The organism is Pinirhizobacter soli, from assembly GCF_015905305.1.
Lineage (GTDB): Bacteria > Pseudomonadota > Gammaproteobacteria > Xanthomonadales > Rhodanobacteraceae > Pinirhizobacter > Pinirhizobacter soli.
In genome coordinates this window covers 1,173,200-1,185,900 of sequence record NZ_JADZLQ010000001.1, presented here as the reverse complement: position 1 = coordinate 1,185,900, position 12,701 = coordinate 1,173,200, and the positions used below count along the sequence as shown (strand labels likewise).

Sequence of the window (12,701 nt, the reverse complement as noted above, 5' to 3'; positions counted from 1 at the left end):
TGCTGCCGGCCTGGCTCTGGGATGTCGAATCGAAGACCGGCGCGTCCGTTGCGCACTGCCTGCAGGCTGCTTTCCGGTCCCGAAGACCCGGGTAAAACCCGGGCAGACCATCAAGATATCATTAATTACGAATGATTCGCAACTTCATGCGCATTCGCAATTACTCACGGCGGCCCTATCGCCGCCATGACTCGGGCCCACGTTCCCCTCGCCCCACGGACCTTTCGCCACAGCAGCCACCAGCCATGCGTGGCGATGCGGAACGGGTTGTGCGACAGCAACGGCTCGGTAAGGCCGTAGCGACAGGGCTCGCCCGCCTGCTCGGCCGCAAAGCTGCCGAAAAGGCGATCCCAGACGATGAAGACGCCGCCGTAGTTGCGGTCCAGGTAAGGAGCGTTACTGGCGTGGTGCACGCGATGATGCGAGGGCGTGTTCAACACCCACTCCAGCCAGCCAAGCTTGCCGATCAGTTCCGTATGCAGCCAGAACTGATAGAGCAGGTTCGCCGCCGTCACCAGCAGGATCGCAGGCACCGGGAAACCCAGCCACGCCAGCGGTGCGAAGAATACCGCGTTGCTGGTGATGCGCGAGGTCCAGCCCAGCCGGTAGGCTGCGGACAGGTGAAAGCCATTGGTGGAGTGGTGCGCCGCATGCGAAGCCCAGAACCAGGCCACGCGGTGGTCGGCGCGATGCATGGCGTAGTAGCAGAGGTCATGCAGCACCCCCAGCAGCGGCCACGCCCACCACATGTGCATTGGCACCGTCGCCACGCGATGGGCGAAGACGAAAGCCAGTACTGAGCCGGCGATTCCCAGGCCCAGGACGCGCGTGACCACGGCGCGGCCGATCACGTCGCCCAGCGAGGCGAAGTAGTCGCGCCAGTCAAATCGGTCCGATCGCTGCAACCAAAGGTAGATGCCTTCGGCCGCGGCAAGCACCAGCAGCACAGGCGCGGTATATGCAAGCTGGTGCATGCCCGCGGGCATTACGAGCTCTTGGACTGGCGTGTAGCCACCGCATAGGCGCGGATTTCATCCAGTGACACCTGCCCGTCGTGATTGGCATCGATCTCGTCGAAATGCGAGGAAACGCGCGGCATCGCCTTGGCTTCCTCGCGCGTGAGCATGCCATCACCGTTGATGTCAGCCTTGGTGAAGCGTTCCGCCATTTGCTGGGCGATCTTCTGCATGCGGCCGTTGTCCTGCGCGCAGGCGCTGACGGCGATGAAGCAGAGCGAGAGGAGAATGAAACTACGGCGCATGGCAGGTGCCTTAAGTGGGGGAGGTGCGGACACTTTAGGCACGGCGCCCATGCGGGGCTTTTCGCCGGTGTAGTTAATTTGTAAGCGGATGTTGCCCGTCAGCCGCTGGCCTTGAGAGTCAGCACGGCAAGGAATCCGGTGCCGGGCTGGTTCTCAAGGTCAAGCGAGCCCCCGTGGGCCATCGCCACGCGCCGCACACTGGCAAGCCCCAGGCCGCTGCCAAGGGCATCGCTGCGCGCACTGTTGCCACGCACGAAGGGTTCGCCCAGCAGCGGCAGCAAGGCTGCCGGTACGCCTGGTCCATGGTCGGCGACGGCGAAACGCACAGTGCCGGCCGATTGCGAAAGTTCCACGCGGTAAGGCGGCGCGCCGTGCCTGCGCGCGTTGGCGATAAGGTTGTCCATCGCGCGACGCAGCGCCATCGGCCGGCCGCGCACGTTGAGCGTGGCCGGGCTTTGCACAAGCCATTGAGTCCGGTCGCGTGCGAGCGTTGCGATGAGCTCGGCCAGCACGGCGGCCAGATCCACATCGGCCACGGGTTCTTCCGTGCCATCGCGAACGAAATCGATGAATTGCCCGCTCAGCGTATCGATGGCCGCTATGTCGGCCTCCATGCCTTCGCGCAGCGTGGCATCACCAGGCGGCGCGATCTCCAGCGCAAGGCGCATGCGTGCCAGTGGTGTACGCAGGTCGTGTGACAGCGCCGCCAGCATCAGGTCGCGATCGCGCCGGCTACGCTGCCGTTCGGCTGCGGCCTGGGTAAGGGCTGCGTGCAGTTCCTTGAACTCGCGCGCCGCGCGTGGCGGCATCGGTGGCACGGTACCGCCGGAGACGACGTCGCCCGCGGCATCGGCCAGCATCTTCAAGGGCCGGGTGAGGCTGCGTGCATAGGCCGCGGCGATCAGCAACACCAGCAGGCCCGCCAGCACCGCCGTGACGATCGCCGTGCGGAACAGCGGCGCGCGGAAGCCCGGCAGCGAAAGGCCGATCCAGCCTCGACTGGGTGCGGCGGCCGACACCCAGACGAAGGCACGTAGCCGGCCCTGCATGCGCACCTGACGGTCGGGAAGCTGCGCTTGTAACTCCTCCTGGAGGTTGCGCAACATCGGAAGCACGGGGCGAATGGCCAATGGCGCGGCGGCCGAATGCTCGATGCCCATGGAGGCCAGCTGATCGTCGTGACCTTGTGCCAGCAGGATATCCGCGGCATGTACCTGGGTGGCCAGCACCCGTGCCTCGTAGTCGCTGGCGACGCGGCTGCCGCTGTAACGCAAGGTCGTCGCGCCGATCACCACGATCAGCAGCACCGTAGCCAACAGCAACCACAGCAGGCGGCGAAACAGCGAGGTCGAGGATGTCATGCGCCAGCTTCGTCGGGCACGAACACATAACCATGCCCCCACACCGTCTGCAGGTAGCGTGGCTGGCGCGGGTCTTCCTCGATCAACCGGCGCAGGCGGCTGACCATCACGTCCATGCTGCGGTCGAAGGCGTCATGTTCGCGTCCCCGTGCCGCGCTCATCAGCTGATCGCGGGTGAGCGGCAGGCCCGGCCGGCCGACCAGGGCAGAGAGCACGGCGAATTCGCCGGTGGTCAGCCGCTGCGGTTCGCCGTCGCGCAACAGCCGGCGCGTGCCTAGTTCCAGCACGAACCTGCCGAAGCAAACCTGGCCGCCGTCGATGCGCGGGCCGCCGCCGGGTGCGCGGCCCCGGCGCAGCACGGCATTGATGCGCGCCACCAGCTCGCGCGGGTTGCCGGGCTTCCCCAGGTAGTCGTCGGCGCCTATTTCCAGGCCGACGATGCGGTCGATGTCGTCGCCGCGGGCGGTGAGCATGATGACGGGTGTTTCCACGCCCTGGCCACGCAGGCGCCGGCAGATCGAAAGCCCGTCCTCGCCCGGCAGCATGAGGTCGAGCACGATCAGGTCGACGTGGCCGCGCGAGAGTGCCTTGTCCATTTCCTTGCCGTCACCCACGGCCTGCGCGCGGAAGCCTTGCTGCTCCAGGTAGCGCACGAGCAAATCGCGCAGGCGCGCATCGTCGTCGACGACGAGAATATTTGCAGGGGGCGGGGTTTCGGCCATGGGGGAATTCTGCACCGTGTCCACCGGGGCGACGAGTGCTGCGTTTGTAACAGGATGTTTCCCGGTGCCCGGATGGCAACAGCCCGTTGCAAGCGCTTGCAACGGGGCTGCGGATCGCGGCAAGGGAAGCGCGCAGCATGGTGGCCGGGGCAATCGGCCCCGTCGATGCGAGGAGCGGAACCATGGTACGCATGATGATGTGTGGTGTTGCCCTGGCCGTGCTGGCCGGGATGTCGCTGCCCGCCGATGCCGCGGGCCGTTTCGCGGCCGGCGGCATTGCCCGTGGCCCTGCCGGCGGCTTCGTTGCCGGGCACGCAGGTGGCTTCCGGGGCCCGCGCGGCGCCGCAGGTATCCACGGCCGCACCACTACCGGCGATGGTGCCGGCGATCGCCGTACCGCCAGCGCAGGCGCGGTGCGTGGTCCCAATGGCAGTACGGCCGAACGCGCGGGCAGCACCACGCACTCGGCGGACGGCTCCATGCAGCACCAATCCGGTTTCAAGGCCAATGGCGCCACGGGCGGCTCGATCAGCAGCCAGGGGTCGTCGTACCGCAATGCCGATGGCAGCGCCGGTGTCAGCCGCACGACCACCGCCACCGGTGCCAACGGCGGCACCTACCAGGGCTCCACCACTGGCGCGACCGGGCAGGGCGTGACACGCACGCGCGAGGTGACCGGGGCCAACGGCAACACCTATAACGGGCAGACCACGGTAAGCAAAGACGGCATCACCCATACCGGTGGCTGCACCAACGCCTCGGGCCAAGCCATCGCCTGCCGCTGACATCTTACGGAGAACCACGATGTCCCGCCGAAACCTCCTCACTTTCATGCTGTTGCTTTGCGGGTTCCTGCTCGCCGGCATGGGCCGGGCCGACAGCGTGCTGCGCGACGAGTCCTGGGGCACGGGGACGAGGCGGACGATGGATGTCTATACGGTGCCGGCGAGGTCGCTGGCACCGGTCATCGTGATGGTGCACGGTGGCGGCTGGCGCATCGGTGACAAAGGCAATCCTGGCCTGGCCGAACCCAAGGCCGCGCACTACAACGCGATGGGTTATGTATTCATTGTCATCGACTACCCGCTCCTGCCTGAGGCCGACCCGCTGACCCAGGCACGCGAGGTGGCGCACGCACTGGCCTTCATCCAGCAGCACGCAGCCCGCTGGCATGGCGATGGGCGCCACGTGGTGTTGATGGGCCACTCGGCGGGCGCGCACATCGTGTCGTTGCTGGCATCGTCGCCGGAACTCGTGCGCCAGGCCGGCGCCGTGCCGTGGCTTGGAACTGTGGCGCTGGACAGCGCGGCGCTGGATGTCGGGCGGATCATGCGCGGTCCGCATTTGCCGCTTTACGACCAGGCTTTCGGCAACGATCCTGGCTACTGGTCGCAGGTGTCGCCATTGGCCCGGCTGGGTGCGCGGCCTGCACCCATGTTGCTGGTGTGTTCGAGCCTGCGGCTGGAATCATGCCCGCAGGCGCGCGCATTCGCCGCGAAGGTTGCGTCGCTGGGTGGCACTGTTCGCATGCAGCCAGAAGCGCTTTCCCACCGCAACATCAACATCACACTGGGCAAGCCAGGTGCGTACACCAACGCCGTCGACAATTTCCTGCGGTCGCTCGGCGGAGCCATGCCATGAATCGGTAAAGATTCTGTCATTGATGCCTCCCCACACTGGGACTTTTATCCCACCTGGCAGGCATCGATGAAAAAGCTCACCCTCGTCCTCGGCATCCTCATGGCGCTGGAGGGCGGCCAGGCGATGGCTGCGAACTTCACCGTGACCAATGGTCAGACCCTCACGGCGGGGCAGACGCTTGCCGCAGGTCAGGCCGGCACGGTGGCGGCGGGCGGCACGCTGCAGGTGGGCGGCAGCACCAACGCCGTGACCATTACCGGTTCATCCACGTTTACCAATAGCGGCACGGTTGCCCAGACCGGTACCGGTCGCGCCATTCGCGACAACACCGGCAGCCTTACCCTCACCGTCACCAACAACGCCGGCGCCAGCATGAGTGCGGCCGATGGCGATGTGATCCAGATGAACAAGGCCAACAGCAACATCACTTTCTACAACAGTGGCCTGCTGAGTTCGGCCAACGCCTCCGCGGGCGGTTCGCAGGCGATCGACTTCAACGCCATTACCACCGGCCAGAACACGCTCTACAACTACGCCACCGGTGTGATCACGGCCAACGAGGCGGACGCTGTGCGTCCCGGCGTCAACGGCTTCGTCTACAACGACGGTATCATCCGCGCCACGGTCAACCCCGGCAGCACCAGCAGCAGCGATGGCGTGGACTTGCAGGCGAACAGCGGCATCACCATCGTCAACGCCACCACGGGCTCAGCTTCCGTGGTGGGAACCGGGACGATTGAAGGCGCGCGCCACGGCATCACTGGCGGCAATACCGATACCAGCACGGATGGCACGTTCACCCTGAACGTCACCAACAATCTCGGCGGCACCATCCGTGGCGACAGTGGTTCGGGCATCAACCTGGACGGTTTCAACAACAAGGAGAAGGTAACCGTCGTCAACCACGGGACGATCACCGGCGGCAGCACCACCGGCGATGGCGATGGCGTGGACATCGACGGCGTGGTGAACCTCATCAACACCGGCACCATCATCTCGCGCCAGGCCTTCAACGACACCAGTGAAGGCGTTACCGTCGGCGGTGGCAGCATCGTCAACAGCGGCACCATCGAGGGCGACAACGTCAATGGTGGCGTCGGCCGCGGCATCACGCTAGCGGGCCTGGATAAAGATCCGGTAACGGGCAACCCGATCCCGGTGCAGGGTATTTTCGCCGACACGTCGGTGACCAACAGCGGACTGATCCGCGGACAGAGCGATTCGGCCATTGCCTTCACCGGCGCCGCCACGCCTTTCAACGTGACCTTGACCAACCTTGCCGGTGGCACGCTCGAAGGCGGCGGCAGCGCAGCCGTCGTGTCGACCGGCGCGCAGGACGCGACGGTGGTGAACTACGGCACGATCACTGCCGATGGCGGCGGCAAGGCGGTGGACCTCGGTAGTGGCCATTCGCAGCTGCAGATCCTTGGGGGTTCGGCGGTGGTCAACGGAGATATCTCCGGTGGCACCGGCGACAGCTCGTTGCTGGTGGCGCCTGGTTCCGGCAACGCCTTCAGCTATGGCGGGATCATCTCGAACTTCGCCTCGGTCGGCACCGGTGCTGGCACGGTGACGCTCACGGGCGCCAATACCTATACGGGCGACACCACCGCGACCGACACACGGCTAGTGCTGGGCAACGCCAGCGCACTGGGCACGGGTCGCCTGCTAGCCGTACGTCCGACGGTGGTTTACGGCAGTGGCCTGTCTATTGGCAATGCGATCGTGCTCCAGGGGGACACCACGCTGGAGGTGGACGGCGCGGACATCGCCACGCAGGCAGGCGTGATCTCCGGTGCGGCGGCATGGCAGAAGGCCGGCACCGGCACCCTGGTGCTCTCGGGCGTCAATACCGCGACCGGTGGCACCACCGTGCAAGCGGGTAGTTTGCAGGTGGGTAGCGCCGCGGCGCCCTCGGCGAGCCTGGCGGGCAACGTGCAGGTGGCTGCAGGCGCCACGCTCACCGGTGGCGGCAGCATCGGCGGCAATGTGGTCAATGCAGGCACCGTGGCTCCTGGCGTGGGCCTGGGCACGCTCACCATTGCTGGCAACTACACGCAGCAGGCCGGTGGCACGCTTGCCATCGACGCGACACCCGCGGGCCAGTCCGACCAACTGATGGTTAGCGGCAAGGCTGCCATCGCTGGTAGCACGCTGGTGTTGGGGCTGGGTGGAAACTGGGCGCCTCGCACCAACTACACCATCCTTACTGCCGCGCAGGGCGTCAGCGGGCAATTCGCCAGCGCTTCATCCAGCCTGGTGTTCCTCAACCCCGTGCTTTCGTACACCGCCAACACCGTGGGCCTGTCGCTTGAGCGCAACGACATCGCCTTCGCCTCGACGGCAGTTACCGCCAATGAGCGTAATGCCGCCGGTGCGCTGGAGAGCCTGGGCTTTGCCAGTCCGCTTTACAGCGCAGCCACCTTGCTCGATGCGGCATCCGCCGCGAAGGCGTTCGACCAGGTATCGGGTGAACTTCATGCCAGCACGCGCACGGCGCTGATGGACGATAGCCGTTACGTGCGCGATGCCATCAACCAGCATCTGGCCAGCACCGCTTCCGGCGGCGGAGCTCCTGCCGTTGATGCCTGGACGGCGGCCTGGGGCCACGGCGGCGACCACGACGGCAACGACAATGCTTCGCGCCTGCAGGCCAACGGCAGTGGCCTGCTGCTCGGTGCGGATATCGCCGCCGGTGCCAATGGTCGCGTCGGTGCGGTGGTCGGGACAGGGCAGAACTCGCTGAGTGTGGACGGTCTGGAGTCCTCGGCGCATGTGACCGCCACGCATGCCGGCATCTACGGCGGTACCGCGTTTGGCGGCCTGCGCCTGCAGGCAGGCGTCGCTCACGCATGGCAACAGGTGGACAGCCACCGCTTCCCGGTCGTTGGGAATTTCAACGGCGCCACGAGTGGCAGTTACGACGCATCGACCACGCAAGCCTACGTGGAAGGTTCGTATCGCTTCGAACTGGGCGGCGAGTCGTCGGTTGAGCCGTTCCTCAACGTGGCTGACGTACGCCTGCATACCGATGGCTTTACCGAGCATGGCAGTGATGCCGCGTTGGTCGTCCAAGACCAGACGAGCCACCAGGTGCTGGGGACGCTTGGGCTGCGCGGTAGCTTCGAACTGGCGCCGGGCGGCATCTTCGCGCACGCAAGCCTGGGCTGGCAGCACGCCTCAGGCGACCGCGACGCGACGGCACGCGAGCGCTTCGCCGCTGGCGGCGTGGATAGCTTCAATGTCGATGGCGTGCCTGTGGCGGCTAACGCCGGGGTCGCCACGCTGGGCGTTGGCTTCCCCATCGGTCGCTACACCACGGTCGACGCCAGCTACCAGGGCCAGTTCGCCAGCCATGCCACCGACCAGGGCGCACGGCTGTCGTTGTCCGTGGCGTTCTGATCGGCAGCGGTGCGATGGACTGGCGTCAACCGGCCCGTCGCACCGCGTCGTCCGTCGCGCCTTTGATCATCTTCAGGGCTGACGCCTTGCTTCTGCCCTTTGCCACAAGCTGGCTATAGACCGGCAGACCGGTCAGCACGAACAGCATGTCGGCAAGGTCGGTGGCTGAACGCGCACGGATGTCGCCTTGCTTCACCATGCGATCAACCACGGTCGACATGGTCATCCGTCGCCGCTCGTGGCGCGATGCAAGGCTTTCGGTGAATTCAGGATCCGACCCCGCGGCATCGTGCAACCGGGCCAGGGGTACGTGGTCGATACTCCAGAAATCGCAAAAGATATTCACCAGGGCGTCGAGGGTGGCATGGGGATCCTCCAACGCCATCGCCTGCGGGATGCGGTGCAGGCCGCCACGCTGGGCGACATCATCGAACACGGCTTCCAGCAACGCGCGGCGTGAGCCGAGTTGGTTGTAGACGGTCAGGCGTGTCACACCCGCCGCCTTCGCTACGTCTTCAAGAGAGAACGACGGGCCTGCACCTTCCCGGAGCAGGGTCAGGGCGGCCTCGACGATGCGCGCGCGCGTCTGCGCGGCGGCTTCCTCGCGTGACTGGTTCTTGTACGGCCGGGTGGCCATGTTGCGAACTCCAAAAATTAACTATACAGTCTGTATATCCAAATGAGGAATACAACCATGCAGTGGATCGTGATCGCGTTGATTGTGTTGCATGTGGTGACCGGTGTCTTCTGGGCCGGATCGTCCTTCGTGCTCGCCCGCATGGGCGGCCTCCTGGTCGAAAAGCTTGCCTTTCCGCAGTTTGGCGCGGGCGTTGCCACGCTGTGCTTGGGGATGGCTACGTGGTTTCTAGCCCTGCGCGGGCTGCCGCCGACGCCCGGATTTCATGTGCTGGGAATCGGCGCGGCATGTGCGGTGCTGGCGCTTATCGTCCAGGCCAGCGCGCTACCTGCGGTAAAAACGCTGAAGGGTGCCCAAGGGGACTCATCACCCCAGCAACGGCGGGTACTGATCAGCCAGCGTGTGGCCGCCGGCCTTTTGTTGCTGGCGGTTCTGGCAATGGCTTCCTGGAGCCATGTCTAGCTGGTAGCGGGTTTTTCTTGCCCGGCAGAGTCCATCGGGACACAAAGCAGGATGCCGCCGACGCGATTGCCGTCTTCGTCGTGCAGCGGGTAGGCGGAGCCTGTGGCGGCAAGCACCGAGCCATCGGGGCGCCGGATGCGCCAACGCGATTCGAGCACGGTTTCACCGTGGCGTACCGCGCGGACCAATGGCAGGTCGGGTGATGGGAAGGGGCGGCCTTCCACGGTGAACAGGCCATGCAGCAGGCTGTAGTCGTCCGGCACGGCGCCCAGGCGTATCGTGCCGTGCATCGCCATCGCGGGTGGATTGGCATAGACCAGTTCGCCCGTGGCGTTGGCGATGATCACGCCTTCATCCCACGCGTTCAGCCGTTGGCGGGCGTCCTCGTCGAACACCCATGGTTGGTCGAGCAGGGTATTGAGGTCGACGAAGTGCAAAGCCTTTAGGCCCCCTTCCATCCACGCCCGACGCGTGGCTTAGCTTGGCACCGCCGGCCACGCGCGCGCAATCGTCCAAACAGAAGAGCCCCGCCGATTGGCGGGGCCCTGTCTGAAGCCTTCTTCCAATGATCTGCTGCGGTTAGAAGATATAGGGCGTTTCCGTCCGCGAGGTATCGGGCGAGCCATCAGGATGGGTGAACCACAGCAGCAGGTTCTTCCCGCGCGGGCAGCCGGTGCCGTCCACGACGCTTGCCAGCGTGCCGCTGCTGGTGCCGATGTCGCGGGCGTAGCAGCTGCCCAGGCTGTCACCAAAGCGGAAGGCCTGGGTGCTGGCCTGGCCGGTGTGGCCGGTGACAGCGTTGTCGGTGAAGGTGAGGGTGTCACCGGTATGGATGGTGTTGCTGGTGTCGGTACGGTAGAGGGTGAGGCCCCCGGCCTTCTTGATGAAGTGCCGTTCGAAGCCCTGCGCTACGGAACTGGGCGCCGACACGTAATTGCCGGCGTCGTCGAAGTTGTAGGTGAAGTCGGCCTTCAGGGGATAACTGGCCGTCAACGTGGCCGTCACCGGCAGGCCGAAGATGCCTTCGCGCGTGGTGGTGGTGCTGTTGACGCTTGTCGTCTGGTCGATGGCCTGGTTGTAGGTGGTGGTGTTGATGGAGAAGGCCTGGGTATTGGCGAAGGCCACCGTCTGTTTCACGCTGGTGCTTACGCGGCCGTGCGAGGTATCGACATAACCGGCGAGCTCGAATGTGCGCGACGCGTTGGTGACCACGTTGCCGCCGATCACGCCATCGGTATCGGTGAGGTTGTTCGCCACCGTGGCCTGCGGCGGCTGGCTTGCCAGCGTATTGGCGGTCACCGCACCCGTTACCACTTTGCGATGGTGGTCCAGGTAAACGAAGAGGTTTCCCGTGACCGAGAAATAACTGTTGGCGCCGGTAACGCCGATCGCAAGCGTATGCGCCTTGCCGTCGTTCAATTGCGAGGCGAAGGGCGTGAGGTCTACACGGTAGGGCAGGAAGTTCAACGTCTGCACGCCCGTGGTGGGCCGCCACATGTACGGATCGATGCCGCCAGTGAAGATCCACGGGTAGATCGGTGCCACACCAGCCGCCTTGCCATCGATGCTTACCTGTGTCTCGCGGTAGGCGCCGCCGCCGCAGCTTTCCGCTTCGTCGGCGACTTCATTGGGAACGCACGAATACCAGAACTCATCGCCTTGCTGGCCTTGCGCGAATACGTCCACATAGGCCCGTTCGATGTTGGTGGGCAGGGTGATGCTCCGTGACAGCAGGTCCGCGCCGGTGTTGAGGTTCACCGGGCTGCCGGCGCCGCCATCGGAAAGTGCATATACCGCATCGGGCGATTGCGCCGCCGGGACGAGCAGGGATGATTTATAGAACACCAGCTTCGCCGAGCCATGGATCACGCCGGTATAGGTGTCGTCGACGATGTTTCCCAGCACCGCCTGGCCCGTCTGCGCGCTGCTTAGAAGGCTTGAGAAGTCGGTGACGTCGCGCTCGATGTGCCAGCTCGGCGCCACCGCGGCGGAGGGCTCCTCCGTGGTACCGAAATAGATGTTGGAGCCAGCCAGCCACAGCGACGCCGTGCGGTCGAACTGGCGCCCGGCGGTGACGGAGAAATCGCCTTCCAGCACGACCTTCGACCAGGGTCCCTTGCAGCCGGCGGGCGGCGCATAGGTGTAGGGGTGGTTGGAGAAGTCGGTGAAGGTGAAGTCGCTGAAGAGCTGCACCGTGCAAGACGCCGTGTTTGGGCGCGGCACGGACGGATCGGCCACGGCCACGTTGGGCGAGCCGAGCGTGAAGCCGGGCGGCGTGGCAGCGGATGCGCCACCGGCAAACAACGCCGCCAGGGAAATGAGTGCAGCCAGGCGCAAGTTCTTGCGCCAAGGAACGCGGATAACGGACATGTTTTTGAGCCCTCGCGAACAGCCGATGACCCCCTGTCCGCCGAACGTAGCATGCCCGAACCCTACAAAGACATACGTGGGTCACGATTGGACGGCCATACGCGGTCGCCAGCGTTGAGATTGAGCATCGTCCGATGTGTCGGCCGAGTTCATTTTGAGAAAATCCGTATGGATTCGCCTTGCGGGGCCCGCGATCATGCACGCGCTGCCGGGGTACCGGCAGCCGGGGAATAGAAGCCCCCGTCGCATGGTCCGGCCCCGCAGCAAGTGTTGCGGGGTTCGGGTTTCCCGCCTTCCGGCGGGCGACCAGGTGGGCGCAAGCCCAGCCGTCCATGTGCGGTCTTCTATCCTGGCTCGCCCGCCACTCCTACCTCGAAATAGGGACCGGCGAGCTATGAGGGCGAATGGACGTGCCCGGCTTGCTGAAGCAAGCCCGCGTTGTTTCACTGTCGTGTAGAAAGCGGCACGCGGACCAGGGCGCAATGCCTGGTGCGTTCATTCGCTTAATCCGTTTGAAGCAAAATTCATCTCGGGTCCGACGCTTTTCGCGAACTCGTTGTTCTCTAAAACTTCACGGTAGTCGTCCAGGGAAAGAATTGTCGCGCCAGGTCCAGGCGATCCTCGAAGAACTTCGTCCCCTGACAGGCAATGGGAAGTATGTTTTCCCTTCACTGCGGGGTCTGACGCGGCCGTTTAACGAGGGCACCATAAACATGCCTCTGCGTAATATGGGCTACGCGAGCGACGTTCAGGCGGTCCATGGCTTCCGGTCGATGGCGTCGACGATCCTCAACGAGGACGGTTGGAATCCCGACTGGATCGAGCGCCAGCTGGCCCACATTTAG

Annotated in this window: 12 protein-coding genes; 5 read left to right on the top strand and 7 right to left on the bottom strand. The window is 65.1% G+C overall.

The genetic code is table 11. From position 1 onward, the window contains the following. Positions 1-164: 164 nt before the first annotated feature. The 4 genes from NDK18_RS04900 to ompR all read right to left on the bottom strand — a co-directional run bounded on the left by NDK18_RS04900 (position 165) and on the right by ompR (position 3,344). Complete coding sequence (locus NDK18_RS04900) at positions 165-974, bottom strand: sterol desaturase family protein (RefSeq protein ID WP_250627241.1); 810 nt, start codon at positions 972-974, stop codon at positions 165-167. Positions 975-985: 11 nt separating this feature from the next. Continuing rightward, the gene (locus NDK18_RS04895) at positions 986-1,261 is read right to left on the bottom strand and encodes an EF-hand domain-containing protein (RefSeq protein ID WP_250627240.1); all 276 of its coding nucleotides are present in this window, start codon (positions 1,259-1,261) and stop codon (positions 986-988) included. A gap of 98 nt (positions 1,262-1,359) precedes the next feature. Continuing rightward, the gene (locus NDK18_RS04890) at positions 1,360-2,622 is read right to left on the bottom strand and encodes an ATP-binding protein (RefSeq protein ID WP_250627239.1); all 1,263 of its coding nucleotides are present in this window, start codon (positions 2,620-2,622) and stop codon (positions 1,360-1,362) included. Further along, the gene (gene ompR / locus NDK18_RS04885; RefSeq protein ID WP_250627238.1) at positions 2,619-3,344 is read right to left on the bottom strand and encodes an osmolarity response regulator transcription factor OmpR; all 726 of its coding nucleotides are present in this window, start codon (positions 3,342-3,344) and stop codon (positions 2,619-2,621) included. Before ompR ends, NDK18_RS04890 begins: the two co-directional genes overlap by 4 nt. A gap of 182 nt (positions 3,345-3,526) precedes the next feature. Between ompR and NDK18_RS04880 the strand changes: the two genes are divergently transcribed. The 3 genes from NDK18_RS04880 (at position 3,527) to NDK18_RS04870 (ending at position 8,387) form a co-directional block, all read left to right on the top strand. After that, positions 3,527-4,129 carry a hypothetical protein gene (locus NDK18_RS04880; RefSeq protein WP_250627237.1) on the top strand — a complete coding sequence of 201 codons (603 nt, stop codon included), beginning with the start codon at positions 3,527-3,529 and terminating at the stop codon, positions 4,127-4,129. Between the two features lie 19 nt (positions 4,130-4,148). Beyond that, positions 4,149-4,985, top strand: coding sequence for an alpha/beta hydrolase (locus tag NDK18_RS04875; RefSeq protein WP_250627236.1), 837 nt, complete (start codon positions 4,149-4,151; stop codon positions 4,983-4,985). 66 nt (positions 4,986-5,051) lie between these two features. Further along, entirely contained in the window at positions 5,052-8,387 is a 3,336-nt protein-coding gene (locus NDK18_RS04870; protein ID WP_250627235.1) for an autotransporter domain-containing protein, read from the top strand. Positions 8,388-8,412: 25 nt separating this feature from the next. On the opposite strand, the gene NDK18_RS04865 is transcribed toward NDK18_RS04870, so the two are convergent. Beyond that, positions 8,413-9,024: a TetR/AcrR family transcriptional regulator gene (locus tag NDK18_RS04865; RefSeq protein ID WP_250627234.1), complete on the bottom strand. Its 612-nt coding sequence runs from the start codon at positions 9,022-9,024 to the stop codon at positions 8,413-8,415. 57 nt (positions 9,025-9,081) lie between these two features. On the opposite strand from NDK18_RS04865, the gene NDK18_RS04860 reads away from it, so the two are divergent. Beyond that, positions 9,082-9,486: a hypothetical protein gene (locus NDK18_RS04860; RefSeq protein ID WP_250627233.1), complete on the top strand. Its 405-nt coding sequence runs from the start codon at positions 9,082-9,084 to the stop codon at positions 9,484-9,486. On the opposite strand, the gene NDK18_RS04855 is transcribed toward NDK18_RS04860, so the two are convergent. Together NDK18_RS04855 and NDK18_RS04850 are read right to left on the bottom strand one after the other, a co-directional pair. After that, positions 9,483-9,944 carry a PAS domain-containing protein gene (locus NDK18_RS04855; protein WP_250625446.1) on the bottom strand — a complete coding sequence of 154 codons (462 nt, stop codon included), beginning with the start codon at positions 9,942-9,944 and terminating at the stop codon, positions 9,483-9,485. The genes NDK18_RS04860 and NDK18_RS04855 overlap by 4 nt on opposite strands. 121 nt (positions 9,945-10,065) lie before the next feature. After that, positions 10,066-11,856 carry a peptide-N4-asparagine amidase gene (locus NDK18_RS04850; RefSeq protein ID WP_250627232.1) on the bottom strand — a complete coding sequence of 597 codons (1,791 nt, stop codon included), beginning with the start codon at positions 11,854-11,856 and terminating at the stop codon, positions 10,066-10,068. Between the two features lie 404 nt (positions 11,857-12,260). Between NDK18_RS04850 and NDK18_RS19395 the strand changes: the two genes are divergently transcribed. Continuing rightward, the gene (locus NDK18_RS19395) at positions 12,261-12,701 is read left to right on the top strand and encodes a tyrosine-type recombinase/integrase (RefSeq protein WP_345777068.1); all 441 of its coding nucleotides are present in this window, start codon (positions 12,261-12,263) and stop codon (positions 12,699-12,701) included.

Coding starts and splice junctions, on each gene's coding strand:
- ompR (WP_250627238.1), bottom strand. CDS start 3,344: ATGGCCGAAACCCCGCCCCCTGCAAATATTCTCGTCGTCGACGACGAT.
- NDK18_RS19395 (WP_345777068.1), top strand. CDS start 12,261: ATGGACGTGCCCGGCTTGCTGAAGCAAGCCCGCGTTGTTTCACTGTCG.
- NDK18_RS04870 (WP_250627235.1), top strand. CDS start 5,052: ATGAAAAAGCTCACCCTCGTCCTCGGCATCCTCATGGCGCTGGAGGGC.
- NDK18_RS04895 (WP_250627240.1), bottom strand. CDS start 1,261: ATGCGCCGTAGTTTCATTCTCCTCTCGCTCTGCTTCATCGCCGTCAGC.
- NDK18_RS04875 (WP_250627236.1), top strand. CDS start 4,149: ATGTCCCGCCGAAACCTCCTCACTTTCATGCTGTTGCTTTGCGGGTTC.
- NDK18_RS04865 (WP_250627234.1), bottom strand. CDS start 9,024: ATGGCCACCCGGCCGTACAAGAACCAGTCACGCGAGGAAGCCGCCGCG.
- NDK18_RS04850 (WP_250627232.1), bottom strand. CDS start 11,856: ATGTCCGTTATCCGCGTTCCTTGGCGCAAGAACTTGCGCCTGGCTGCA.
- NDK18_RS04880 (WP_250627237.1), top strand. CDS start 3,527: ATGGTACGCATGATGATGTGTGGTGTTGCCCTGGCCGTGCTGGCCGGG.
- NDK18_RS04855 (WP_250625446.1), bottom strand. CDS start 9,944: ATGGAAGGGGGCCTAAAGGCTTTGCACTTCGTCGACCTCAATACCCTG.
- NDK18_RS04860 (WP_250627233.1), top strand. CDS start 9,082: ATGCAGTGGATCGTGATCGCGTTGATTGTGTTGCATGTGGTGACCGGT.
- NDK18_RS04890 (WP_250627239.1), bottom strand. CDS start 2,622: ATGACATCCTCGACCTCGCTGTTTCGCCGCCTGCTGTGGTTGCTGTTG.
- NDK18_RS04900 (WP_250627241.1), bottom strand. CDS start 974: ATGCACCAGCTTGCATATACCGCGCCTGTGCTGCTGGTGCTTGCCGCG.